Genomic DNA, 24,914 nt, shown 5'->3' on the forward strand with positions numbered 1-24,914 from the left:
CGGCCTGCCCGCGCCCGCCGACAAACCCTTCGCCGCGCTCGAGAAGGGCTCCGGCTCGCAGGAGATCGCCACCACGATGGCGTTCGTGCGGCTGGTCAAGGACCTGATGCGGGACAAGGAGACCGGGAAGCGCTGGGTACCGATCGTGCCCGACGAGGCCCGCACCTTCGGTATGGAGTCGCTGTTCCCGTCGGCCGGCATCTACTCGCCGCTCGGCCAGAACTACGACCCGGTCGACCGCGACCAGCTGCTGTACTACAAGGAGGCCGAGGAAGGCCAGATCCTCAACGAGGGGATCACCGAGGCCGGTTCGCTGGCGGACTTCACCGCGGCCGCGACGTCGTACGCCACCCACGGCGAACCGATGATCCCGTTCTACATCTTCTACTCGATGTTCGGGTTCCAGCGCACCGCGGACCAGTTCTGGGCGCTGGCCGACCAGCTCGGCCGCGGCTTCGTCATCGGCGCCACCGCGGGCCGCACCACGATGACCGGCGAGGGCCTCCAGCACGCCGACGGCCACTCGCACCTGCTGGCCTCCACCAATCCGGCCGTCGTCTCCTACGACCCGGCGTTCGCCTACGAGGTCGGCGCCATCGTCAAGGAGGGCCTGCGCCGGATGTACGGCCCGGACGCGGCGGCGCAGGAAGACGTCTTCTACTACCTGACGGTCTACAACGAGACCAAGGTGCAGCCGCCCATGCCCGCGGGCGAGGGCGTCGAGGAGGGCATCCTCAAGGGGCTGTACCGCTTCCAGGAGGCGGAGGACGCCGCCGACGACGCACCGCGCATCCAGCTCCTGGCCTCCGGTACGGCGATCCACTGGGTGCTGGAGGCGCAGCGGATCCTCGCCGAGGAGTGGGGCGTGGCGGCCGACGTGTGGTCGGCGCCGTCCTGGACGGAGCTGCGGCGCGAGGCCATGGAGTGCGACGCCGCCGCGCTGCGCGGCGAGGAGCGGGTGCCGTATGTGACCCGCGCGCTGGAGGGCGCTCCGGGTCCGGTGCTGGCGGTCAGCGACTGGATGCGGGCCGTGCCCGACCAGATCAGCCAGTGGGTGGAGCAGGACTGGGCCTCGCTGGGCACGGACGGGTTCGGGCTCTCCGACACCCGGGAGGCAGCCCGCCGCTACTTCGGCGTGGACGCCGAGTCGGTCGTGGTCGCCGCGCTGTCCCGGCTCGCGCGGCGGGGCGAGGTCAAGGCGGAGGACGTCCGCCGCGCCGCCGAGAAGTACGGTCTGGCCTGACGCGGTCCGCCGCGTCCCCGGCGGCTCGGAAGAGCTCGGCCGGGGACGCGGCGGAAGAGCACGGCCGCAGCACACGAAGGCCCTGCCCCCGGAATCCATCCGCGGGGGCAGGGCCTTCGCGCTGCTCCGGTGACCGACGACCGGTGACCGGTGACCGGTGACCGGCGTCAGTGCCGGTGACCGGTCACCGCGGTCCGGTCACTCCGGCTCGGGGTGCTTGCGCAGTCGGAGAATGGCGGCTACCAGGCCGCCCCAGACGATGAGGATGGCCACGGCCATCATCACGATGGCTCCGGTCGACATCAGCGCACCTCCTCACTGTCGGCAGTGCTCTCGGTCTCTCCCGCACCGGGTGCCCCGCGCCAGGGGATGAGCGAGATCAGCACCCCCACCAGCAGTGCGCCGGCGGCGACGCCCCATCCGGCCCAGGCGAGGAAGGAGAGGGGGTATCCGGCGTAGTTCTCGTCCAGCTCCTTGCGGAAGCTGTCGATCATCATCCAGCCGAGCACCAGCGGGGTGATGATCCCCAGGCAGACCCGCCACCACGTGCCCAGCCGCACGGCCGAGGTCTCGTCGGCATGGGCCTGGAAGGTCCGCAGCCGGCGCAGCACCCAGGCCATGACGATCAGGAAGACGAGCGCGGCCAGCGCGATGCCGTACTGGTTGATGAAGTGGTCGGCCGCGTCCAGCAGGGACAGGCCCGCGTCCGTGGGGAAGAGCGCCAGCGAGACCACCGCCAGCAGGCCGCCGACGATCCACACGGCGGGCACCCGGCGCATGCCGGTGCGGTCCTGCACGGCCGAGATGACCACCTGCACGATGCTGATCAGCGAGGAGAGCCCCGCGATGGCCAGCGAGACGAAGAAGACCACCCCGAAGGCCGCGCCCAGCGGCATCTGCGAGATGACCGCCGGGAAGGCGATGAAGGCCAGCCCCACTCCTTCGCTGACGACGTCGCCGACGGCGGCACCGCTGGACTGCGCCATGAAGCCCAGAGTGGCGAACACCCCGATACCGGCCAGGATCTCGAAGGAGCTGTTGGCGAAGCCGGCCACCAGCGCGGAGCCGGTCAGGTCGGCGCGGCGGCCCAGGTAGGAGGCGTAGGTGACCATGATGCCGAAGCCGATGGAGAGCGAGAAGAAGATCTGCCCGTAGGCGGCGACCCAGACGCTGCCGTCGGTCAGCGCGCTCCAGTCGGGGGCGAAGAGGGCGTCCAGCCCCTTGGCCGCGCCGTCCAGCGTCACGGCGCGGACCACCAGGACGACGAAGAAGACCACCAGGGCCGGGATGAAGATCTTGTTGGCCCGTTCGATGCCGCGGCGCACGCCCAGCGCCAGGATGATCAGCACGATCAGCCATACGGCGAGCAGCGGCCAGAACACATTGCCGACGAAGGAGCTGGGGAGTCCGGGTTCGGCCGCGGCGTGCAGGAAGTCGCCGCCGAAGAACCCCTCGGGGTCGTCGCCCCAGTCCTTGCCGAAGGAGAATCCGGCGTAGCGTACGGCCCACGCCACGATCACGGCGTAATAGGAGGCGATGACGAAGCAGATGGCGACCTGCCACCAGCCGATCGCCTCGGCCGGGCGGGAGATCTGCCGGAAGGCCGCGGGCGGCGACTTCCGGTACTTCCGGCCGACGGTGTATTCGAGGATGAGCAGCGGGAGGCCCGCTGTGAGCAGCGCGACGAGATACGGGAGCAGGAAGGCCCCGCCGCCGTTCTTGTAGGCCTCAGCGGGAAAGCGCCAGATGTTTCCCAACCCGACGGCGGAACCGATGGCCGCCATCAGGAATCCGGCCCGCGAGCCCCACTGTTCGCGCTGTTCGCGATTTTGCTGAGACATGACCGTTTCCTAGTTCGCTGTATAACGGGCGGAACGTTAACAGCGGGCCACGGCCCACGGGAGGAGTATTCAGCATGCGGGCAGCCCGGCTGATCAGGATGGTGCTGCTGCTCCAGGCGCGGCGGGAGATGACCGCCGCGGAGCTCGCAGCGGAACTGGAGGTCTCCGAGCGTACTGTCTCACGCGATGTCCTGGCACTCTCCGAAGCGGGCGTGCCGGTGTACGCGGACCGCGGACGTGCGGGCGGATACCGGCTGGTCGGCGGCTACCGCACCCGGCTGACCGGGATGGGCCGCAGCGAGGCGGAGGCGCTGTTCCTGTCCGGGGTGCCCTCGGCGCTGCGCGATCTGGGGCTGGCCGACGCGGCCTCGGCGGCGCGGCTGAAGGTCTCGGCGGCGCTGGATCCGGCGCTGGGCGATGTGCACGGCAGTGCGGCGCAGCGCTTCCATCTGGACGCGCCCGGCTGGTGGCAGGCGCCCGAGACCCCGGCCCTGCTGCCCGCGCTGGCCGACGCCGTCTGGTCCGACCGCGGGATCCTGGTCCGCTACCGCCGCGGTGACACGCCCGGTGACCGGGAGGTCGAGCGGGAGCTGGAGCCGCACGGCCTGGTGCTGAAGGCGGGCCGGTGGTATCTGACGGCCCGCGTCCCCGCGGACGCGGGCCGGGCGGACCGGTCCCCCTGGCGGGTCTACCGGGTGGGCCGGTTCACCGAGGTCACCGTGCACGACGCGCACTTCGACCGGGACGGCGGATTCGACCTGGCGGGCTTCTGGGCGGAGCACGCGGCGGCGTTCGCGCACTCGCTGCTGCGGTCGGAGGTGACGGTGCGGCTCACCGCCCCGGGTGTCCGCCGGCTGCGGTACGTCACCGACCGGGCCGCTGCCGACGAGGCGCTGGCGGGCGGCACCGTGGACGGGCGGGGCCGCACGACGGTGGTGCTGGGGGTGGAGAGCGAGGAGGTGGGTTTCGAACAGCTTCTGACGCTGGGTCCGGAGTGCGAGGTCCTGGGGCCGCCGTCGCTGCGGCAGCGCTTCGCGGACGCGGCGCGGCGGACGGCGGCCCTCTACCCGGAGGCCGCGGACGGTCCCGCCCCGGGGGACGCGGGGCCGCCCCCGCAGCCGGGGCCGCAGCGGGTCCCGGAGCGGGAGAGGGTCCCGGGACGGGCGGCGGCCCCCGCGGCGGGCCCGGCGGCCGGCGCCGTGGCGGACCCGGTCGCGGGCGCCGCGGCGGGCCGGGCCGCGGGCCCGGACGCTCAGCGGTAGTCGGCCGGGTCCACCGGCGTGCCGGCGTCTGCCTGCTCGATGTCGACGAGGTAGCGCCAGGCGTCCGGCGCCGAGCCGTCCGTGTCGGTGAAGCCGTAGGCCCGGGCCAGTCCGCCGCTGGAGAGGGACTGCCCGCTCCAGCGTGCCCGCTGCGGGTCGGTGGCGAGCGCGGCCACGGCGCGGCCCACGAAGACGGGGCTCTCGGAGATGGCGAAGTGCCGGTCGACGGCACAGCCGTCCCGCCAGTTCTCTTCCGTCACCCGGAAGTGGGTGTCCAGCATCGCCTCCGAGCGCAGCCAGCCCGGGGTCAGGCAGACCACGGTGGTGCCGAACTCCTCGGTCTCCTGGGCCAGCCCCCGGGCGACTCGGAGCGGCGCGGACTTGGCCAGGTCGTAGTAGACCGGCTCCCGGTAGCGCCGGTTGTACTCCTCGGTGCCGTCGGTGACCTCGACGAGCAGCCCGCCCGGACGCCGGGTCAGCAACGGCAGCGCATGGCTGCTGGTGATCAGGTGGGCGTCGATGCTCAGCCGCAGCACCCGCAGCCCGTCGGCCAGGTCGTGCTCCCACAGCTTCTTGCCCCAGCCGACCAGATGGTCACCGCCCCACAGGTCGTTGACCAGGATGTCGAGCGCGCCCGTCTCCCGGTCGATGCGGTCGATCAGCGCACGCACCCGGGCGGGGTCGAGGTGGTCGACGGCGACGGCGGTGGCGCTGCCCCCGCTCTCCCGACCGGCTTCGCCCGCCAGTTCGGCCGTCTCCTCGATCGTCTCGCTCGCCCGGCCGACCTCGCTGGTCGTGGCGCGGGTGGTACGGCCGGTGGCGTAGACGGCGGCCCCGGCCCGGCACAGTTCGACGGCCATCGCCCGGCCCGCTCCCCTGGTGGCTCCGGCGACCAGGGCGACCTTGCCGGCCAGCGGCCCCGGGGAACTGCTCTGCTCCTGCACCTGTTGCTCCTTCTCGCGGCTACCCGCGCCTTCGACGACTTCTCAGTGCTCCGCACGGCTCTCTCGCGGCGCCCTCGGCATACCTGGGTGTACCGGCGTGCCGGGGTGTGCGGCGGCGTCCGGCCGGGCGCCGCCGCCGCATCCGTCCGGGCGGGACACACTGCCGGTGATACCGGACACCGCCTGTCGGGTATCGGAACCGGAATTGCCGTGCGGTGCACCTCTCGTAACGACACAGCCGCATCTGGCGCACTCCGCGTGCATTGCGGGCCTCCAGGCCCGATGCTGAGTGCGTGATGGACGAGACGGAGTTCTGGGAGCTGATCGACTCCACCCGGCAGGAGGCCGACAGCGATCCCCAGGAACAGGCGGACCTGCTGGTGGAGCGGCTGACGCAGCTCGACCCCGACGCGGTGACGTACTTCGCCCGCCACTTCGAGTCGCGCTACAACCGGGCCTACCAGTGGGATCTGTGGGCGGCCGCCTGGATCCTGCTGGACGGCGCGAGCGACGACGTCTTCGACGCGTTCCGCTGCTGGCTGATCGGCCAGGGCCGGGAGGTCTTCGAGGGCGCCGCCCACGACGCGGACGCGCTCGCCGAGCTGCTGGACGACTTCGACGAGGAGCTGGACGGCGACGGCGAGGAGCTGGGCTTCGCGGCGGACGAGGCGTACGAGCAGCTCACCGGCACCGTCCTGCCCGACCTGGGGCTGCCGGAGGCTCCGGCCGACCCGGAGGGCGTCGCCCTCGACCTGGAGGACACCGGGGCACTGGCCGACCGCCTGCCCCGGCTGTGGGACCGCTTCCGGGGCGAGTGACCCCGGCGGCGTCACTCCGTCCGCCGCCGCACCCCCGGCCGCGCTCGTCGCCGCCACGGCCACCGCACCGACCGCGGCCTGCACCTGCTTATCCCGCTGCCCCGCTCGCGCGGCACGCTGTACCCGGTCCGCTCGCGGTTCGACCGGGGCGGACCCGATGGGACCGGGCACGCCGCGGACGCCGTTCACGGTCGCCGCCGTACGCGGACCGTGAGCCGCGGCCGACAACGGCCCGGCGCATACGTCAGGATGGGCGCATGCGTATCGCGGTCACCGGATCCAGCGGACTCATCGGCTCGGCGCTCACCCGCTCCCTGCGGGCAGAGGGCCACGACGTGCTGCGGCTGGTGCGGCGCCCCGCGGCCGCGGCCGACGAGGTGCGGTGGGACCCGAGAGCGGGCCGGGTGGACACCGCGGGGCTGGCCGGGTGCGAGGCCGTCGTCCATCTGGCGGGCGCCGGGATCGGCGATCACCGTTGGACGGACAGCTACAAGCGCGAGCTGCGCGACAGCCGGGTGCAGGGCACCCGGACCGTCGCCGAGGCGCTGGCCGGACTGGACACCCCGCCCCGCACCCTGATCGTCGGCTCGGCGATCGGCTATTACGGCGACACCGGGGACCGGGCCGTCGACGAGTCCGCCCCGCCCGGCGAGGGGTTCCTGGCAGAGCTGTGCCAGGACTGGGAAGCGGCGGCCGGTGCCGCGCAGGACGCCGGGATCCGCACGGTGCTGGGCCGCACCGGCCTGGTCGTCGCCCGCGGCGGCGGGGCGTGGGGGCGGCTCTTCCCGCTGTTCAAGGCGGGCCTCGGGGGGCGGCTGGGTGACGGGCGGCAGTACTGGAGCCATATCGCCCTGCACGATCATGTGGCGGCGCTGCGGTTCCTGCTGGACGAGGAGGCACCGGCCGGGCCGGTGAACCTGACCGCACCGGAACCGGCCACCAACCGCGAGGTGACCGCCGCCATGGGGCACGTGCTGCGCCGCCCCACCCCGTTCCCGGTGCCGGCGCCCGTCCTGCGGGCCGCTCTGGGCGAGTTCGCCGGGGACGTGCTGGGCAGCCAGCGCGTCCTGCCCCGCCGGCTGCTGGATGCGGGCTTCCGGTTCGCCTTCCCCACGGTCACGGAGGCCATCCGCGCCGCCCTGTGAGCCCTCTCCCCTCCGGCGGGCGGGCGCGGGCGTCCGGCGCCGGAGGAGCCGGAATCGGGTCCGGGAGCGGGTCCGGGAGCGGTGCGTCACGGCGGTGGACGCCGGGGATGTGCATCCGGGCGCCCCTCGCGCGACGTACCGCGCGGGCGGCGGCACACGAACGCTCGAACACGGGTATGAGCTGAGCGCGCCGGGGCATCAGGACGGCAGCCGGCGCCCGCAGCAGCACAGGGACCCACGCACCCGGACAGGTCGGAACGCGCCCGCACAGGCGCGGACACCGGCACGCACAGCAGCCGCAGGCAGCACTCGCGGCACACGGACCCGCACACACACGGACGCGGAGACGCACAGCCGGACACACGCACCGCCGCACGGCAACAGCAGCGCCGCACAGCAACAGCACCACCGCACGGCAACAGCACAGCCGCACAGCCGCACAGCACGAGAACAGGCAGCAGTGAGAAGGCAGACCCATCGGCTCGTACGCGCGTCGACGTCGGGAGGAAACGTGCTGATCAGCAGCGCATACGCAGGCACCCGGACCGGGACCGGCGACGAGGAGGTGGAGGGCCGGGGCAGGGCCAGGACCGCGGACGTGGTGATCGTCGGAGCGGGACTGGCCGGACTGGCCGCGGCGCACCGGCTGACCGGCGCGGGGCTGCGCGTCCTGGTCCTGGAGGCGGCGCAGCACGTCGGGGGCCGGTCGCGGACCGACCGTGTCCAGGGCTTCCGGCTGGACCGGAGTCCGGGTGTGCTCAGCCTGGACCGGGACGCGGAGGCGCTCACCCGGCTGCCGGCCCTGGAGGGGCTCGCGCTGCGCCCGTTCCCGCCGGGGGCGCTGCTGCACTCGGAGGGCCGCACCCACCGGGTGGCGGCCCGGTCGGCGGAGCGCCGCTGTCCGCCGCCGCGGGCCGGCCGTGCGGTGCTGTTCGACCGGCGCACGAGGGGCGCAGGGAGCACTCGGGGCGCACTCACCACCGCTCGCGCGCTCACAGGAGCGCGGAGCCGGGCCGACATGTCCGACGCGCTGGGCCTCGTCCGGCTCCGCGCCTCCCTGGACCGGTTCGCCGCGGTGCCGCCCCAGGGCCTGCTGTCGCGGCCCGAACTGCCGGCCGGCCAGGCGCTGTCCGCACGCGGGCTGCCGACCCGGCCCGCGGAGACGCTGGTGCGTCCGCTGCTCACCGCGCTGCTGTCGGACCCCGCGCTGACCACCTCCAGCCGGGTCGCCGATCTGACCCTGCGCGGCTTCGCCCGCGGCGGTCTGGGCGTACCGGCCGGGGGGCAGGAGGCCGCTGTGGAGTTGCTGGCCGCCGCGCTGCCGCCGGACTCGATACACACGGGCGTGCGGGTCACCTCGGTGAGCACGCACGCCGTCCGCACCGCCGAGCACGGTACGTTCGGCTGCGAGGCGGCGCTGGTGGCCACGGGTGCCCGTTCGGCCGCCGCGCTGCTGCCGGGGCTGCGGGTACCGGAGTTCCATCCGGTGACCGTGCTGCACCACGCCGCTCCCGAGCCCCTCCCGCCGGGTGCGGACGGACCGTCGTTCACGGTGTGCGCCGAGCGGGAGGTGGCGGAGCCGGGTCCGGTCAGCCACACCTGGGCGGCCTCGGCGGTGGACCCGTCGCGGGCCGCGCCCGGCCGGGCGCTGCTGACCTCGGTCGTCCTGGGCACGCGTGCGAGCGAGCCGGCCGCCGCGCTGGATGCGGCCGCCCGCTGCCAACTGGCCCGTGTCTACGGGGTGCCGACGGACCGCTGGGAGTTGCTGGCCGCCTACCACGATCCGGACGCGGTACCGGCGATGCCCGCGCCGCACGACCCGCGGCGTCCGGTCCGGGTGCTGTCGGGCCTGTACGTGTGCGGGGAGCACCGGGACACCAGCACACCGCGCGGGGCGCTGCGGTCGGCCGAGCGCGCGACGGAGCAGATCCTGCGGGACTTCGGCCGTCCGGCGGCCCCCGCTCAGGGCGCGCCCGAGTCCGCCGCACCGGGTGCGCGAGAAGCGGCGCACGAGCCCGTGCGAGAGGCGGCGCAGGAGACCGCCGCATAATCGAACACGAGTCCCGAACTCCCAGATGACCAGCGGGTTCTGTCAGTGGGGCGGGGTAGAATATGGGGTAGTAATCAGGAAGCGCACCGACGTCTGGAGGAGGCCGTCGATGACTGCTGTCCGTTCCCGAACCCCTCGTTCGCACTCCCGCCCCACGACCCGCACCACACCCCGGCAGCAGCACCTGCCGAAGATGTCCACCCTTCCCGTGCTGCCCAAGAAACCGCTTCCGCCCGGCCGGCCGCGCGAGTGGTACGAGGCGCACAACCGGCGCCTCAAGGCCATGCGGATCGCGATAGCCCTGCTCGACACCGGTGTCCACACCGCCGCGCAGGCCCGGAACCGCACCATCCGTACGACGGCGCACCGCATCGGCGTGCACCCGCCGTCCCTCACCACCTGCCGTCTGGTGCGCTCGCTGCTGCCCTGATCCCGCCCTCCCGCGCCGCCCGGCCCGCACCCTGGGCCGGGCGGCGCTGGATGGGCTCCGCCGCTCCGGAGCCGGGGCGCCGGAAAACCGGTGGCGTCATGAGCATGGGTGCCTTACGGTCCTGACGTCACGGTCGGTCAGGCGAACCCATGAAGGAGCCCCCATGGCGGCAGACGCAAGACGCACCGATGTCAAGGCGCTGGTGGCGGCCGCCGTCACGGTCGTGCTGTGGGCCTCGTCGTTCGTCTCCATCCGCAGTACCGGTGAACACTTCGCCCCCGGTGCACTGGCCCTGGGGCGGCTGGGCGCCGGTGCCCTCGTCCTGTGCGCGGTGCTCCTCGTGCGCCGGGAGGGAATCCCACCGCGCGCCGCCTGGCCCGGCATCATCACCTCCGGACTGCTGTGGTTCGGCGGCTACATGGTCGTCCTCAACTGGGGTGAGCGCCTCGTGGACGCCGGGACGGCCGCCATGCTCGTCAACATCGGCCCCATTCTGATGGCGCTGCTGGGCGGCTGGCTGCTCAAGGAGGGCTTCCCCGCCCGGCTGCTGGCCGGAATGGCGGTCTCCTTCGCGGGTGCCGTCGTGGTCGGCCTGTCCGTCTCCGACGGCGAGGGCTCCTCGCCCCTGGGCGTGGTGCTGTGCGTACTGGCCGCCGTCGCCTACGCGGTCGGGGTCGTCAGCCAGAAGCCCGCGCTGCGGCACGCCTCACCGCTCCAGGTCACCGCGTTCAGCTGCCTGATCGGGTTCGTCGCCTGCCTGCCGTTCAGCGGGCAGTTGGCCTCCGACATGGCGGACGCGCCGCTGTCCGCCACCCTCAACACCGTCTACCTGGGCGTGTTCCCGACCGCGCTGGCCTTCTCCACCTGGGCCTACGCACTCTCCCGCAGCACCGCGGGCCGGATGGGGTCCACCACCTACGTCGTGCCCTTCCTCGTCGTGCTGATGTCCTGGCTCGTCCTGGACGAGGTGCCCGGCGTGCTGGCCCTCGCGGGCGGTCTGCTGTGCCTGGCGGGGGTCGCGGTCTCCCGCTCCCGGAGCCGGAGCCCGCGCCCCCCGCAGCCGGTCGCCGCCGCTACCGCACCGCCGCCGGCCGGGCAGCCGACGTCCCCAGCCCCCTCGGGCCGTCGAACGGCCAGCTAGGAAGGAAGTGGCGGCGCAGATCGGCCTCCCCGTACCGGCGGCAGTCGCGGTGCCACACCAGGATCCCGGACATCCAGTTCTCCAGCTCCCGCACATAGCCGTCCAGCGCGGCCCGGCTCGCCTCGTCGAGCGCGAAGTCGTCGTAGAGCACGGGGAACTCGTGCGCGGCCACGTGCTGGAACTGCCGCATCCGGGACTTCATCAGGTCGTCGACGATGCGCAGCGCGGTGGGGTGGTCGCAGTCGAAGAAGTTGCGCACCACCAGCACGCCGTTGTGCAGCTCGCCCTCGAACTCGATCTCCTTCTGGTACGAGAAGACGTCGTTGAGCAGGCAGGCGTAGTCGGCGGCGGCGTTCTCCAGCGACTTCACGGGCCCGCTGCGGTAGACGGCCTCCGGGATCGTGTCCGGCTGGGCCAGCCGGCACAGGCTCATCGTCAGGTCGGAGCCGAACGTCCGGCGCCGCATCTCGACGTAGTCGACGGGGTCGGGGATGCGGTTGAGCGCCTGGTTGTCCAGCTCCCACAGCCAGCTCTCGGCCATCACCTCGATGGCGGTGCGGAAGCGGCGGCGCTTGGCGGGCGGCATCGGCCCGGCCGTCCTGGCCCACAGGTCGGCCAGCGAGCACTCCAGCGGACTGCCCGGCGACGGCGCGGACTCCCCGTCGACGGGCATGAAGAGGGAGAGCCTCCGGGTGCACTCCCTGGCGCCCGCCAGGTCCCGGGTGCGGCCGAAGCGGACCGGATAGTAGTCGTCGCCCCAGGTGCCCCAGGCCAGCCAGGCCGAACTCAGGTCGAGTTGGTCGGCTGTCGCATCGGGGTGGATCCCGGCGGCGCACAGCGGCAGGTCGTAGTCCCGGATCAGCTCCTCGTCCCACACCCGGCCGCCCGCCACGTCCGGCTGCGGGCCCAGCAGCCCCGTCCCGTGCGCCCAGGCGACGACCCGCTCCCGGGCGCCGTCCAGATGCGGGCTGAGCCGGTCGGCGAAGGGCATCTCGAACTGCGGCAGCACCGAGGGGCCGGTGCGCTCGTGCGGTACGTGCGCGAAGGAGCGGGCCCGGCGCGCCTGCGCCCGCGGGGCGGGTCGCAGCGTCGCCAGCGCCGAGGTGCCCGGCCCCGAGGGGACGAACGGCAGCCGCGCCGGGCGAGCGGCGACCGCTCCCCCGCCGTTCATGTAGCGGCTGGAGCGCATGTGCCACTCGTGGCCGCCCGACTGCCAGTCCTGGAGCCCCTTGACGTAGGCGGCGACATCGGCGCAGGCCGCCGCGTCCAGTCCCGTCTCGGCGCAGAGCGCCGGCAGTTCGGTCAGTGCCGTGTGCTCGAACTGCTGGAGCCGGGAGGTCAGCAGGTCGTTCACGGACTCGGCGGCCTCCTGGGTGGTGCACTCCAGGAACGTCTCCAGCACCAGCACACCGTTGGACAGTTCGCCCTCCTCGCCGATCTCGCGCTCGTAGGAGAACAGGTCGTTGCGCAGATGCACGGCGTCGGAGAAGGTGTCGCGCAGCACGCACAGCGGACGGGACGCGGCGACGGCCGCGGGCACCTCGGCGTGCTCGGCGAACTCCACCAGCCCGGCCGACCAGGGGGCGCCGCCGACCTTGCGGCGCATCTCGATGTACTCGACCGGGTTGGGCACCCGGCCGATGTTGATGTTGGACAGCTCCCACAGCGACTCGTTGAGCAGGTTCTCGGTGCTGAGCGCGAACCGCGCACGCCAGTCCGCCGACATCGACGGCACCGTCCTGGCCCACAGGTCGGCCAGCCCCGCCTCGACCGGGTTGGCCGGAGCGGGCGGCGCCGCCGGGTCGTCCTCCAGCGGCATGAACAGCGGCAGCCGGTCCAGATACGCCTTGCCGCCCGAGCGGTCCTGGGTGCGTTTGAACTCCTCCAGGAAGTGGTCGTCGAAGAAGAAGACCCACACGTACCAGTCCGTGACCAGCGCCAGGTCGTCGGCGGTGGCATCGGGGTGGGTGTAGGCGCACAGCAGCGCGTAGTCGTGCGCGTCCAGGTCGGCGGTGTCCCAGATCCCGGACCCCTCCAGCATCCCCATCTGCCGTGCCCACTCCCGGGAATGGGTGCGCGCCTGGTCGACGTGCGGGTTCAGACGGGCGGGGTGGGGCACGTAGAAGTCGGGCAGTTCGAAGGGTTGCGACAACGTTCGTCCCTCGGCTCGTCGTTTCGGTGCGAATTCGGCCTACCCGCACTGGAATGACGAACATCCTTTTTCACCCGGATGTGTGAGGACTGCTGCGGAGCCCGTCGAACAAAACCCGTGGCTGTGCGCCGAGTCGGGCTGCTAGCTTCGCTTTCGTGGCGAAGCTGAATCAGATCATCGCAGTCGAGAAGGGCGTCAAGTCCAAGGTGGTGCAGGACCTGGCACAGGCCCAGCACGGGCTGACGAAACCGCAGATGCTCGCGGGTATCTCGCGTACGTACCAGCCCAAGGACGAAGAGGGCGAACAGCTTCCGCCGGAGTCGACCCGCGTCCAGGTCAAGGCCGAGGATGTACTCAAGGAAACGGCGAAGATCCTGACGCGGCTGTTCGATGTGACGGCCACCAAGGACTGGTCGAACCTCTCGGCCCGCGCCGACGTCGCGGTCGACGGCCGCACGGTGCTCTCCGACGTGCCGGTCTCCTACCTGCTGTTCCTGGAGAAGCAGCTGGGCGAACTCGGCTCGTTCCTGCGGAAGCTGCCGATCCTGGACGGCGCGGAGGCGTGGGAGATCGACCCCTCCACCGACTGGTGGAAGACGGAGCAGGTCCGCACGGTGCGCACCAAGAAGGTGCCGCGCAACCACGTGAAGGCGGAGGCAACCGAGAAGCACCCGGCCCAGGTCGAGGTCTACTACGAGGACATCCCCGTCGGCTACTGGACCACGGTCAAGTACTCCGGGGCCCTCCCGGCCCGGCGGGTCAACGAACTGCTGGAGCGGCTGGACAAGCTGGCGGCCGCGGTGAAGTTCGCCCGCGAGGAGGCGAACGGGACCGAGGTCGCCGACAAGCGGGCCGGCGAGGCCGTCTTCGGGTACCTGTTCGCCTGACCGCTCGCACCGGCGCCCGGCGCCGGTGCGGGCGTCCGCGCCCCGGACCTCCGTATCCTGACCGTGCGGCCCCCCGTGTGCCGTCCCCCCGACCGACCGGGAGAGTGCCCGCGACGACCGACATCCCAGACTCCCCGGGTCAGGGGCCGACGCCCCGTCGGCCCGGGGTGCGCCAGGAGCGCAAAGCTGAAACTGAAGCTGATGTGTGAACCCCCGGCCGCACTGCACCTCGCAGGCGCCGGTCAGTCTCAACCTCTCGCTCCACGCTCAGCATCGCCGTTCATCGCCCGGCAACCGGGGCGGTGACGACCTCGAGACGCTGGTTCGAACCCAGCCGGCGCATCCACGCTGCGCCGTGGTGGAGTGGCTCCACGCGAGGACATCGCCGAACGATCCGCCCATGAACCGTCAGGGCGTGCGAACGAGCGGCACCCAGGACCCCGGGGCCGGGTAAAGCCCCGGGGTCCCTTCCCCTCCCTTCCGTCGGCCGGGTCCCGGTGCGACGCCGCACCCGTCCCCGGTGTCCGGGCGCGTGGTACGTTGCAGCAGCCAGTCAAACCCTTGATCGGGTCAGGGAATCCGGTGCGAATCCGGAGCTGACGCGCAGCGGTGTGGGACTGGGGCGTGCACGAGGCCACTGGGGCGCAGTCCCCGGGAAGGCGCACCGCCCCCGCAGTCCCGAGTCCGAAGACCTGCTGGCGGCCGCGCCCGGACAACCCCCGGCGCGGTACGACGCCGGGCCCCGCGATCGGGCCTCTGACGGAGAAGGATCTGCTGGCCATGCGCCGACCGCGCCGTATCCGCGCCCTCGTGCCGGGCCGTCCCCCGGCAGCCGCCCGCGACCGCTCGGCAGCCGCCGGCCGGCCCGCCGCCCCGTGCCCGCCGCGCCGCACCGGCCGCGCGGTCCTCGCCGCGCTGCTGCTGATGTCCCTGACCGCCTGCGCCGGAGGGTCCGGCGGCGCAGACGGGGACGCGCGCGGCTCCTCCGCCGAGGGCTTCCCGTACACCGTCACCAACTGCGGGGTGAAGACCACCTTCACCGGGCCGCCGCGCCGGACGGTGACCATGAACCAGCACGTCACCGAGATCATGCTGGCGCTCGGCCTGCAGGACCGGATGGCCGGCACCGCCTACCTGGACGACCGGATCCTGCCCCGCTACGCGAAGGCCTACCGCGGCATCGACGTCCTGGCGAAGAAGTACCCGTCCAAGGAGACCCTGCTGGGCGCCGCACCGGACTTCGTCTACGGCGGCTACGCCAGCTCCTTCGACAAGACGGAGGGGCGGTCGCGCGCGGCGCTGCGGGAGAGCGGCGTCCGGACCCGGCTCAACCTGGAGTCCTGCACCGATGACGTGGACATCGACACGCTGCACCGGGAGTTCCGGGAAGTCGGCCGGATCTTCGGCGTGCCGGAGCGTGCTGCGGCGCTGGTCCGGAAGCAGGACCGGCAGCTGGCGGCCACCGCGAAGCGGCTGAAGGGGACGAAGAGCACCCGGGTGTTCGTCTACGACAGCGGGGAGAGCTCCGCGTTCACGGCGGGCGGCGCGGGCATCGGCGACGAGATCCTGCGCCGGGCCGGCGCCCGCAACGTCTTCGCCGGCCTCGACAAGACGTTCGCCGACGTCTCCTGGGAACAGGTCGTCAAGCGCGAGCCGGACGTCGTGGTGATCTACGACTACGGCGGCACGACCGTCGCGCAGAAGAAGAAGCGGCTGTTGGAGGATCCCGCGCTGGCGGACGTGCCCGCGATCGAACACGAGCGGTTCGCCGTGCTGCCGCTCTCCTCGGCGGTGCTGGGCCCGCGGGTGCCCGACGCGGTGGACGCGCTGGCCCGGCAGCTGCACCCGGACGACGCCGGTGACGCCGGTGCGCAGTAGCACCGCGCCGCGCGCCTCCGCCGCTCCGCTGCGGTGTGCCCTGGTGTGCGGAGTGCTGGCCGCCCTCCTGGTCGCCGGGGCACTGGCCGGGCTGGCGCTCGGCGCGGCCCGGATCCCGGTCGCCGACGTGCTGGCGGCCCTGACCGGCCGGGCGCAGCCGGGCCCGTTCACCACCATCGTGCTCGATGTGCGGCTGCCGCGGGTGCTGCTGGCGGCCGTCGTCGGCGCCGGACTGGCGCTGGTGGGCGCGGTGCTGCAGGCGCTGGTGCGCAACCCGCTGGCCGATCCGTATCTGCTGGGCATCTCCTCGGGCGCCTCCACGGGCGCCGTCCTGGTCGTCGTCCTGGGTGTCGGGGCGGTCTCGATGCAGGCGGGCGCCTTCGCCGGGGCGCTGCTGGCGATGGTGACGGTCTACGCGATGGCGCGGAGCGGCGCGGCGGTGACGACGGGACGGCTGGTGCTGGCCGGAGTCGCGGTGCAGTACGTGCTCTCCGCGCTGACCAGCCTGGTGCTGGTGACCTCGGCGGAGAACGAGCATCTGCGGGCCATCCTCTTCTGGACGCTGGGCGGTCTGGGCCAGGCACGCTGGCACACCCTGCTGCTGCCCGCGCTGGTGCTGGGCGCCGGGCTCGCCCTGCTGCTGGCGCTGGCCCGGCCGCTGGACCTGCTGCTGGTCGGCGAGGAGGGCGCCACCGTTCTGGGACTGGACACCGGACGCTTCCGCGCGGCCTCGTTCGTCCTGGCCTCTCTGGTGACGGCGGTGCTGGTCACGGTGAGCGGCGCGATCGGCTTCGTCGGACTGATGGTGCCGCACGCGGCGCGGATGGCGGTCGGCGCCGGGCACCGGGCACTGCTCCCCGTCGCGGCGCTGGGCGGCGCGGCCTTCCTGGTGCTGGCCGATCTGGCGGCGCGCACGGTGGCGGCGCCCGAGGAGATCCCGGTCGGCGTGCTGACCGCCCTCACCGGCGGGCCGTTCTTCCTGTGGCTGCTGCGCCGCACCCGACGCACCGAGGGGGTGCTGGGGTGACGGCGCCGCACGCCCTGGACGTCGAGGAGGTGTCCTACCGGGCGGCCGAGGGACGCGTCCTGCTGGACGGGGTGCGCCTGCGGGCCGCGCCGGGCGAGACCGTCGGCGTCGTCGGGCCGAACGGCAGCGGCAAGACCACCCTGCTGCGGTGCGTCTACGGAACGCTGCGCCCCACCGGCGGCCGGATCACGCTGGGCGGCCACGACGCGGCGGCGCTGAGCGTCAAGGCCCGGGCGAGGCGGGTGGCGGCCGTGCCGCAGGACGCGGGCGGCGGGTTCGGGCTGACCGCGGGCCGGATCGCGGCGATGGGCCGCTCCCCGCACAAGCGGTTCTGGGAGGGCGACACCGCAGCGGACGCGGCCCGGGTCGCCGAGGCGCTGGAGCGGACGGGGGCCGCCGCGCTGGCCGGGCGGCCCTTCGACGAGCTGTCCGGCGGCGAGCGGCAGCGGGTGCTGGTGGCCCGCGCCCTGGTGCAGGACCCCGGACTGCTGGTGCTGGACGAGCCGACCAACCATCTGGACGTGCGCTATCAGTGGGAGCTGCTGGCGCTCGTCCGGGACCTGCCCGCCACCGGTCTGCTCGCGCTGCACGACCTCAATCTCGCCGCGTACTTCTGCGACCGGCTGTACGTACTGGAGGCGGGCCGGGTCGTGGCGGACGGAACGCCGGAGGAGGTGCTCACCCCGGGGCTGCTGGCCGAGGTGTACGGAGTGCGGGCCGAGGTGCAGGTGCATCCGCGGACGGGTGCGCCGACGGTGGTGTACCTGCCGCCGCGGGAGCCGAGGGGGTTGCCGGAGCCGGGGGAGGCGCAGGAGCCGCGGGAAGGGGCGCGGGGATGACCGGCGCGGGCGGGCCGGCCGAGCTGGACGAACTGACGGCGCTGTGCGCCCTGACGGACCTGGCCTCGGCGCACGGGCCCCGCTACCACATGCTGCCGGGCGAGCCGCCGCCCGCGGAGAGCGCCGCCGGGGCGTGGCTGCCCGCGGACCGTCTGCTGAGCGCGGAAAGCGCCGAACTGGAACGGCTGCTGACCGCCGAGTGGCGGGGCAGCGGACACCGTTCGGCACACGCGGCCGCGCTCACCCTGATCGCGGTGTACGCGGGGCGGGTGACGGCCGCGGCACTCCTCGGCTGGGCGCTCGACGGACGGGTGTGGGACGTGCGGCCGCGGAACGTCCTGGTGCGGCCCGGCGGCCACGGGATCGCGGGCGTGCGGCTGCGGACCCCGCGGCTGCTCGCGGCACCCTCCGCCGAACCGGCCGGCACGCTCGCGGCGCTCCACGAGGCCGTGCTGGACTCCCATCTGCTGCCGCTCGCCGCCGCGCTGCGCGGGGCGACCCGTGCCGGGCTGCGGCAGCTGCACGGCGGAGTGGCCCACGGCTGCGCCACCGCGCTGAGTGCCGCCGCGGCCCGCCCGCCCGACGAGTCGGCCCGGCGCTGGGCGGAGTTCGTCGGCCCGCGGCCGGAGCTGGCACGGCTCGGTGACCTCGCCGAGGTCACCGGGGCCGACGGGAGCCGCCGACTGCGCTACCTCCGCAACACCTGCTGCCTCTACTACACCAGCGCGGAAGCCGTCCGCTGCGCGAGCTGCTGCCTGACCCCGCGCGCCGACCGGCTGCGCGCCTACGCGGCGCGCTGAGCCGGCCGGACGGCCGGACGGCACTGCCCGACGGACCGAGCCGGGCCGCCGGCAGCCGGGGCAGGGGGCAGGGGGCAGGGGGCAGGGGGCAGGAGTCGGGGGCAGGAGTCGGGGCGGGTCGTCACCACAGCTCGGTGCTGTGCCCCTCCACCAGTGCGCCGATCCGCGCGAGGACCTCGTGCTCCGGCAGCGGATCGAGCCGGCGACCGTCCCGCAGCCGTACCGCGATCCGCCCGGCGGCGGCCTCCCGGCGGCCGAGCACCGCCTGGTAGGGGACCCGGCGGGCCTCCCGTACCCGGGCGCCCAGACTGCCGCGCCCGGGCGGAGCGAGTTCGGCACGCAGCCCCGCGGCGGTGCAGCGCCGCACGAACGCCTCACCCGCGGGCAGTTCCGCCTCGGACACCGGCAGCACGGCCAGCTGGACGGGCGCCAGCCAGGCGGGGAACGCGCCCCCGTGCACCTCGATCAGCTGCGCCACCGCGCGCTCCACGCTGCCGATGACGGCCCGGTGCACCATGACCGGCCGGTGGGCGGCGCCGTCCGCGCCGGTGTAGCACAGGTCGAAGCGCTCGGGCTGGTGCAGGTCGACCTGGACGGTGGAGAGGGTGGCCTCCCGGCCCGCCGCGTCGGCGATCTGCACGTCGATCTTGGGCCCGTAGAAGGCGGCCTCCCCTTCCGCCGCCTCGTACGGCAGCCCGGCGTCCTCCAGCGCCTCGGTCAGCAGCGCGGTGGCCCGCCGCCACGCGTCCGGGCCGGGCAGCCGGTCGCCGCCCGGCGCGGGGAGCGAGAGCCGGTGGCGGGCCGCCTCGATGCCGAGCGCCCGGTAGGCGTCCCGGATCAGCTCCAGTGCCGCCCCGGCCTCGGCCGCCACCTGGTCGAGGGTGCAGAAGATGTGCGCGTCGTTGAGCTGGATGGCACGTACCCGGGTGAGTCCGCCCAGCACTCCGGAGCGCTCGGCCCGGTACATGGTGCCGAGTTCGGCCATCCGCAGCGGCAGTTCGCGGTAGCTGTGCGGGCGGGAGCGGTAGATCACCGCGTGGTGCGGGCACAGGCTGGGGCGCAGCACCAGCACTTCCCCGGACCCCTCCCCCGCACCGTCCTCCGCCGGGTCCCCCGCGGCGTTCCCCGCGCGTCGCTCCAGGGGCGGGAACATGTCGTCGGCGTAGTGGTCCCAGTGGCCGGAGAGTTCGTACAGCTCGCGCTTGCCGAGGACGGGCGAGCAGACGTGCCGGTACCCGGCGCGGCGCTCGACGCCCCGGATGTACTCCTCCAGCGCGTGCCGGACGGTGGCGCCGTCCGGCAGCCAGTAGGGCAGTCCGGCGCCGATCAGCGGATCGGTGCCGAAGAGCTGCAACTCGCGGCCGAGCGAGCGGTGGTCGTGGTGGGCTGCGGTCATGGGGTCCTCCCTCGGGGGCACGGGCCGCGCCCGAGGGGGACGACGAAGCCCCGGGCACTCGGCCCGGGGCTTGACGGGTACGTCGGTCAGCGCGCCGGGACTTCGTCCGGCGTCGTCGTCCTGGCGGTCTGTACGGCGCGCTGCTGCATGCGGGCAACGTAGCAGCGCGGGCCGCGTCCGTCCGCCGGTTTTCCGGGGCCGGGCCGCCCCGTCCAGGGCGTCCCGCCGTCCGGGGTTCCGGGGGCGCCGGTCCGGGCGGTGGATAGCATCGCGGCACTGCGCGCGGCACCGCGGCAGTCGATCGATGTACGGGGGAGCATGTGTTCGGGATCGTCAGGCCCTGCAGGCACCGGTTGCCGGAGGCGCTCAGGGCCGAGTGGACGGCGCATCTGTGCGGCCTCTGCCTCGCACTGCGCGACGGCCACGGCCAGTTGGCGCGGATCGTGACGAACTATGACGGGCTGCTGGTCTCCGTGCTGACCGACGCGCAGGCGGGGACCGCCGCCTCCCGGCGCCGCACCGCGGGACCGTGCCCGCTGCGGGGCATGCGCACCGCCTCGGTCGCCCGGGGTGCGGGCGCGCGGCTGGCGGCCTCGGTGTCCCTGGTCCTCGCCTCGGCGAAGATACGGGACCACATAGCCGACGGGGACGGGGTGCTGCGCCGCCGTCCGCTGGCCGCCGCCGCCCGCCGGACCGCGGCGGGCTGGGACCGGGCCGGTGCCCGAACCGGCGGCGCGCTGGGATTCGACACGGCGTTGCTGGTCGACGCAGTGGAGCGGCAGACGGACGTGGAGCGCGCCGCGGGCCCCGGCACTCCGCTGGCGACCGTGACCGAGCCGACCGCGACGGCCACCGCGGCGGCCTTCGCGCACACGGCGGCCCTCGCCGGCCGCCCCGGCAACGCGGCCCCGCTCGCCGAGGCGGGCCGTCTCTTCGGACAGCTCGCGCACCTGCTGGACGCGGTCGAGGACCGTGCGGCGGACGCCGCCGAGGGGGCCTGGAATCCGCTCGCGGCCACCGGCACCACCCCGGCCGAGGCCCGGAAGGTGTGCGACGAGGCGGCACGCGGCATCCGGCGGGCGCTGCGCGCGGTGGACTTCGCGGACCGGGGGCTGGCGCACGCCCTGCTGGCGCACGAGGTGCCGCGCGCCGTGGACCGCGCGTTCGGCACGGCGGCGTGCGCGCACTCCGGTGGAGCGGCGGCGGTCGCGGGCCCGCACGGGGACACCGGCCCGCCCCCGCAGCCGTACGGACAGCAGCCGTACGGACAGCAGGCGGACGGGCAGCAGCAGCCGGGGCGGCCGCCCTACGGTCAGGCGCCGCACAACCTCAACGGCCCCGGGAATCCGTTCGCGGGCGCGGGCGGCCCGGGCGGCGACGGAGGCGGCGGCACCGGCGGCCCGGGCGGCTCCGGGGACCGCGGGCCGGGCCGGCAGCGGCCGCCGCGCGGCTTCTGGGCGGGCTGCGCGGCCTTCGTCGGCCTGTGCTGCACCTGCCGGCTGTGCTGCGCCTCGGAGTACGAGGGCCCCTGGTCCCGCAAGAAGCGGGAGGGGTGCCTGGACTGCGGGGATTGCTGCGACTGCTGTGACTGCTGCGGCAACTGCGACGGGTGCGGCTGTGACGGCTGCGGCTGCGACTGCTGAGGGCGCTGCCCCCGCTCCCCCGCCCTTCCTGCCCGCCGGCCGCGCAGGCCCCGACCGGAGCCGAGGAGGAACTGGCGCGGTTCCCATGGCCGTCCGCGGGCACCCGTCCGCGGACGATGGGGAGGATCCATGGACATCAGCGTTCCGAGACGCCGCAAGCCGGGCGGCCGGTTCCGCGGATTCCGCGGCAGGGCAAAGCCGGGCACCGGGAAGGCGACACGGCAGGCCAGGTCCACGGCGCGGCCGGTGCTGAGCGGCGCGGCGCGGGCCGGATTCACCGGACGCGGCGTGACCTATCTGCTGGTCGGGATGCTGGCCGTGCAGGTGGCGTTCACCGGCGGGAAGGGCGGCGAACAGGCGGACCGGGGCGGGGCGCTCCAGCAGGTGGCGGAGCAGTCCTTCGGCGGCCTGCTGCTGTGGGCGCTGGGCCTCGCACTGGCCGGCATGGCGCTGTGGCGGCTGTCCGAAGCGGTCTGGGGCGCCGCGGGGCCGGACGGCGACAAGGCGACCAAGCGCCTTGCCTCCGGGGCGCGGGCCGCCTTCTACACGTTCGTCGCGTACTCCGTACTGGCCTTCGCCACGGGTGACAAGGGCAGCGGCAGCGGCGCCTCCGACAAGCGCTCGCGCGATGTGACGGCCGACGCGCTGGGACTGCCCGGCGGGCAGTGGCTGGTGGGAGCCGCGGGCGCCGCGGTGGTGATCGGCGGCGTGGTGCTGGGCGGGCGCGCGGCGCTGCGGAAATACCACAAGCATCTGCGCACCCACCGGATGTCCGCGCGGCAGCGGAAGTTCGTGGACACCACCGGAGTGGCCGGCGGGCTCGCCCGCGGTCTGGTGTTCGCCGCGGCCGGCGGCTTCCTGGTCCGCGCCGCGGTCGCCTACGACCCCGAACGGGCCAAGGGGATGGACGACACCCTGCGCGCCTTCGCCGAGACCCCGGCGGGGCCGTGGCTGCTGGTGGCCGTGGCGGTGGGGCTCGTCCTCTTCGGGCTCTTCTCGTTCGCGGTGGCGCGCTGGCGCAGCACCTGACCCCGGCGCGGGCCGGGGCCGGGCGAGGAACCTCGGGCCCCGGGGACACCCGGCGTCCTCGCGGCGACCGCGGGGCCCGGGAGCGGCGTCGGCCGGTCCCGGGCCCCGTGGTGGGCGAGTACCAGGTCAGCGCAGCGCGGCCAGCGCCTCGTTGAAGGTCTTCGACGGACGCATCACGGCCGCCGCCTTCTCCGTCGACGGCTGGTAGTAGCCGCCGATGTCGGCGGGCGCGCCCTGGACGGCCAGCAGTTCGTCGACGATCGTCTGCTCCTGCCCGGCCAGGGTCCCGGCCAGCTCCGCGAACGCCTGGGCCAGCTCCGCGTCCTCGGTCTGCGCCGCCAGCTCCTGCGCCCAGTACAGGGCGAGGTAGAAGTGGCTGCCGCGGTTGTCGATGCTGCCGAGCTTGCGGCTGGGCGACTTGTTCTCGTTCAGCAGCGTGCCGGTGGCGCGGTCCAGGGTGTCCGCGAGGATCCGGGCGCGCGCGTTGCCCGTCTTGTGCGCGAGGTGCTCGAAGCTGACGGCCAGCGCGAGGAACTCGCCCAGGCTGTCCCAGCGCAGGTAGTTCTCCTTGACGAGCTGCTGCACGTGCTTGGGCGCCGAGCCGCCCGCACCCGTCTCGAAGAGCCCGCCGCCGTTGATCAGCGGAACGATGGAGAGCATCTTGGCACTGGTGCCCAGTTCCATGATCGGGAACAGGTCGGTCAGGTAGTCGCGCAGCACGTTGCCGGTGACCGAGATGGTGTTCTCGCCGCGGCGGATGCGCTCCAGCGAGAACGTCATCGCGTCGGCCGGGGACATGATCTCGATCCGCAGGCCCTCGGTGTCGTGCAGCGGCAGGTACTCGCGGACCTTCCCGATCAGGTTCCGGTCGTGGGCGCGGGTCTCGTCCAGCCAGAAGACGGCCGGGTCGCCGGTGGCGCGGGCGCGGGTGACGGCCAGCTTGACCCAGTCCTGGATCGGCACGTCCTTGGTCTGGCACATCCGGAAGATGTCGCCCTCACCGACGGCCTGCTCCAGCACCAGCTCGCCCGCGTCGTCGAGCACCCGCACGGTGCCGGTCGCCGGGATCTCGAACGTCTTGTCGTGGCTGCCGTACTCCTCGGCCTTCTGCGCCATCAGGCCGACGTTGGGCACGGAGCCCATGGTGGCCGGGTCGAAGGCGCCGTTGGCCTTGCAGTCCTCGATGACGGCCTGGTAGATGCCCGCGTAGCTGCTGTCGGGGATGACCGCGAGCGCGTCCTGCTCCTGGTCGTCCTTGTTCCACATGTGCCCCGAGGTGCGGATCATCGCGGGCATGGAGGCGTCCACGATGACGTCGCTGGGCACGTGCAGGTTGCTGATGCCGCGGTGCGAGTCGACCATCGCCAGGTCCGGGCCCTGGGCCAGCTCGGCGTCGAAGGACGCCTTGATCCTGTCGCCCTCGGGCAGCGACTCCAGGCCCTTGTAGATGCCGCCCAGACCGTCGTTGGGGGTCAGCCCGGCCGCGGCGAGCTGGTCGCCGTAGGTGGCGAACGTCTTCGGGAAGAAGGCGCGCACGGTGTGCCCGAAGAGGATCGGGTCGGACACCTTCATCATCGTCGCCTTCAGGTGCACCGAGAACAGCACACCCTCCGCCTTGGCCCGGCCGACCTGCGCGGAGAGGAACTCGCGCAGCGCGGCGACCCGCATCACCGCGGCGTCGACGACCTCACCGGCCTGCACCGGCACCGACTCGCGCAGCACCGTGGTGGAGCCGTCGTCGCCGTGCAGCTCGATCCGCAGCGCACCGTCCTGGGCCAGCACGGCGGACTTCTCGGTGGAGCGGAAGTCGTCACCGTCCATGTGCGCGACGTTCGTCTTCGAGTCGGCGCGCCAGGCTCCCATGCGGTGCGGGTTGGCCTTGACGTAGTTCTTGACGGAGGCCGGCGCGCGGCGGTCGGAGTTGCCCTCGCGCAGGACCGGGTTGACGGCGCTGCCCTTGACCTTGTCGTAGCGGGCGCGCACCTCCCGCTCCTCCTCGGTCCGCGGGTCGTCCGGGTAGTCCGGCAGCGCGTAGCCCTGCTCCTGCAGCTCGGCGATGGCGGCCTTGAGCTGCGGGATGGACGCCGAGATGTTCGGCAGCTTGATGATGTTGGCCTGCGAGGTCCTGGCCAGTTCGCCGAGCTGCGCCAGCGCGTCCTCGATGCGCTGGTGCTCCTCCAGCCGCTCGGGGAAGCCGGCGATGATCCGGCCGGCCAGGGAGATGTCGCGGCTCTCGACGGCGACGCCGGCCGTCGAGGCGTACGCCTCGACCACGGGCAGGAACGAGTACGTCGCCAGGGCCGGGGCCTCGTCAGTGTGCGTATAGATGATGGTCGAGTCAGTCACCGCTACTCCGCTTCGCGTCTACATCGTCTCGATATCAAGATAT

Annotated in this window: 20 protein-coding genes and 1 riboswitch; of the genes, 14 read left to right on the top strand and 6 right to left on the bottom strand. The window is 73.7% G+C overall.

Translation table 11 applies throughout. The features are described 5' to 3' along the window. A partial coding sequence (locus A949_RS0124660) for a transketolase-like TK C-terminal-containing protein (protein WP_019358715.1) occupies positions 1-1,243 on the top strand: 1,243 nt, incomplete at its 5' end. 198 nt (positions 1,244-1,441) lie between these two features. Here the strand turns inward: A949_RS0124660 and A949_RS36765 are convergent. Together A949_RS36765 and A949_RS0124670 are read right to left on the bottom strand one after the other, a co-directional pair. Beyond that, on the bottom strand, positions 1,442-1,546 hold the full coding sequence (locus tag A949_RS36765) for a methionine/alanine import family NSS transporter small subunit (RefSeq protein WP_019358716.1): 105 nt from the start codon (positions 1,544-1,546) through the stop codon (positions 1,442-1,444). After that, positions 1,546-3,084: a sodium-dependent transporter gene (locus A949_RS0124670; RefSeq protein WP_037707556.1), complete on the bottom strand. Its 1,539-nt coding sequence runs from the start codon at positions 3,082-3,084 to the stop codon at positions 1,546-1,548. The genes A949_RS36765 and A949_RS0124670 overlap by 1 nt, the downstream gene beginning before the upstream one ends. Positions 3,085-3,158: 74 nt before the next feature. On the opposite strand from A949_RS0124670, the gene A949_RS35705 reads away from it, so the two are divergent. Then, entirely contained in the window at positions 3,159-4,346 is a 1,188-nt protein-coding gene (locus tag A949_RS35705) for a helix-turn-helix transcriptional regulator (RefSeq protein WP_019358718.1), read from the top strand. Here the strand turns inward: A949_RS35705 and A949_RS0124680 are convergent. Next, complete coding sequence (locus A949_RS0124680) at positions 4,337-5,290, bottom strand: SDR family oxidoreductase (protein WP_019358719.1); 954 nt, start codon at positions 5,288-5,290, stop codon at positions 4,337-4,339. The genes A949_RS35705 and A949_RS0124680 overlap by 10 nt on opposite strands. 296 nt (positions 5,291-5,586) lie before the next feature. Here A949_RS0124680 and A949_RS0124685 point away from each other — a divergent pair, with 296 nt between their 5' ends. The 5 genes from A949_RS0124685 (at position 5,587) to A949_RS0124705 (ending at position 10,874) form a co-directional block, all read left to right on the top strand. Then, positions 5,587-6,108: a DUF4240 domain-containing protein gene (locus A949_RS0124685; RefSeq protein WP_019358720.1), complete on the top strand. Its 522-nt coding sequence runs from the start codon at positions 5,587-5,589 to the stop codon at positions 6,106-6,108. A 257-nt stretch (positions 6,109-6,365) separates the two neighbouring features. Beyond that, positions 6,366-7,253 (top strand): TIGR01777 family oxidoreductase, encoded by an 888-nt coding sequence (locus A949_RS0124690; protein ID WP_019358721.1) that lies wholly within the window; start codon positions 6,366-6,368, stop codon positions 7,251-7,253. Between the two features lie 511 nt (positions 7,254-7,764). Continuing rightward, a complete protein-coding gene (locus tag A949_RS0124695) occupies positions 7,765-9,303 on the top strand; it encodes an FAD-dependent oxidoreductase (RefSeq protein WP_019358722.1) in 1,539 nt (512 codons plus the stop codon). Between the two features lie 193 nt (positions 9,304-9,496). Continuing rightward, a complete protein-coding gene (locus tag A949_RS0124700) occupies positions 9,497-9,733 on the top strand; it encodes a hypothetical protein (RefSeq protein ID WP_019358723.1) in 237 nt (78 codons plus the stop codon). Between the two features lie 163 nt (positions 9,734-9,896). After that, positions 9,897-10,874: a DMT family transporter gene (locus tag A949_RS0124705; protein ID WP_019358724.1), complete on the top strand. Its 978-nt coding sequence runs from the start codon at positions 9,897-9,899 to the stop codon at positions 10,872-10,874. Here the strand turns inward: A949_RS0124705 and A949_RS0124710 are convergent. Further along, positions 10,807-13,026 carry a terpene synthase family protein gene (locus A949_RS0124710; RefSeq protein WP_019358725.1) on the bottom strand — a complete coding sequence of 740 codons (2,220 nt, stop codon included), beginning with the start codon at positions 13,024-13,026 and terminating at the stop codon, positions 10,807-10,809. The genes A949_RS0124705 and A949_RS0124710 overlap by 68 nt on opposite strands. 155 nt (positions 13,027-13,181) lie before the next feature. Here A949_RS0124710 and A949_RS0124715 point away from each other — a divergent pair, with 155 nt between their 5' ends. The 5 genes from A949_RS0124715 (at position 13,182) to A949_RS0124735 (ending at position 18,457) form a co-directional block, all read left to right on the top strand. Next, positions 13,182-13,913, top strand: a complete 732-nt coding sequence (locus A949_RS0124715; RefSeq protein WP_019358726.1) for a DUF7873 family protein — start codon at positions 13,182-13,184, stop codon at positions 13,911-13,913. A gap of 533 nt (positions 13,914-14,446) precedes the next feature. Continuing rightward, positions 14,447-14,627, top strand: a riboswitch (cobalamin riboswitch). A gap of 210 nt (positions 14,628-14,837) precedes the next feature. Continuing rightward, positions 14,838-15,791 (top strand): ABC transporter substrate-binding protein, encoded by a 954-nt coding sequence (locus A949_RS0124720; protein WP_070032958.1) that lies wholly within the window; start codon positions 14,838-14,840, stop codon positions 15,789-15,791. 28 nt (positions 15,792-15,819) lie between these two features. Next, positions 15,820-16,818 carry a FecCD family ABC transporter permease gene (locus tag A949_RS0124725; RefSeq protein WP_026005000.1) on the top strand — a complete coding sequence of 333 codons (999 nt, stop codon included), beginning with the start codon at positions 15,820-15,822 and terminating at the stop codon, positions 16,816-16,818. Continuing rightward, complete coding sequence (locus A949_RS0124730; RefSeq protein ID WP_019358729.1) at positions 16,815-17,657, top strand: ABC transporter ATP-binding protein; 843 nt, start codon at positions 16,815-16,817, stop codon at positions 17,655-17,657. The genes A949_RS0124725 and A949_RS0124730 overlap by 4 nt, the downstream gene beginning before the upstream one ends. Then, a complete protein-coding gene (locus A949_RS0124735; RefSeq protein WP_019358730.1) occupies positions 17,654-18,457 on the top strand; it encodes a (2Fe-2S)-binding protein in 804 nt (267 codons plus the stop codon). Before A949_RS0124730 ends, A949_RS0124735 begins: the two co-directional genes overlap by 4 nt. Positions 18,458-18,578: 121 nt before the next feature. Here the strand turns inward: A949_RS0124735 and thrS are convergent, their stop codons facing one another. Further along, positions 18,579-19,853: a threonine--tRNA ligase gene (thrS, locus tag A949_RS0124740; RefSeq protein ID WP_019358731.1), complete on the bottom strand. Its 1,275-nt coding sequence runs from the start codon at positions 19,851-19,853 to the stop codon at positions 18,579-18,581. 320 nt (positions 19,854-20,173) lie between these two features. Here thrS and A949_RS0124745 point away from each other — a divergent pair, with 320 nt between their 5' ends. Further along, complete coding sequence (locus tag A949_RS0124745; protein WP_019358732.1) at positions 20,174-21,496, top strand: DUF5685 family protein; 1,323 nt, start codon at positions 20,174-20,176, stop codon at positions 21,494-21,496. 129 nt (positions 21,497-21,625) lie between these two features. Then, complete coding sequence (locus A949_RS0124750; protein WP_019358733.1) at positions 21,626-22,525, top strand: DUF1206 domain-containing protein; 900 nt, start codon at positions 21,626-21,628, stop codon at positions 22,523-22,525. 126 nt (positions 22,526-22,651) lie between these two features. Here A949_RS0124750 and A949_RS0124755 read toward each other — a convergent pair whose 3' ends face one another. Continuing rightward, a complete protein-coding gene (locus tag A949_RS0124755) occupies positions 22,652-24,871 on the bottom strand; it encodes an NADP-dependent isocitrate dehydrogenase (RefSeq protein WP_019358734.1) in 2,220 nt (739 codons plus the stop codon). Between the last annotated feature and the right edge of the window lie 43 nt (positions 24,872-24,914).

Origin of the sequence: Streptomyces sp. AA1529 (assembly GCF_000280905.1) — a bacterium.
In the GTDB taxonomy this organism is placed as follows: domain Bacteria; phylum Actinomycetota; class Actinomycetes; order Streptomycetales; family Streptomycetaceae; genus Streptomyces.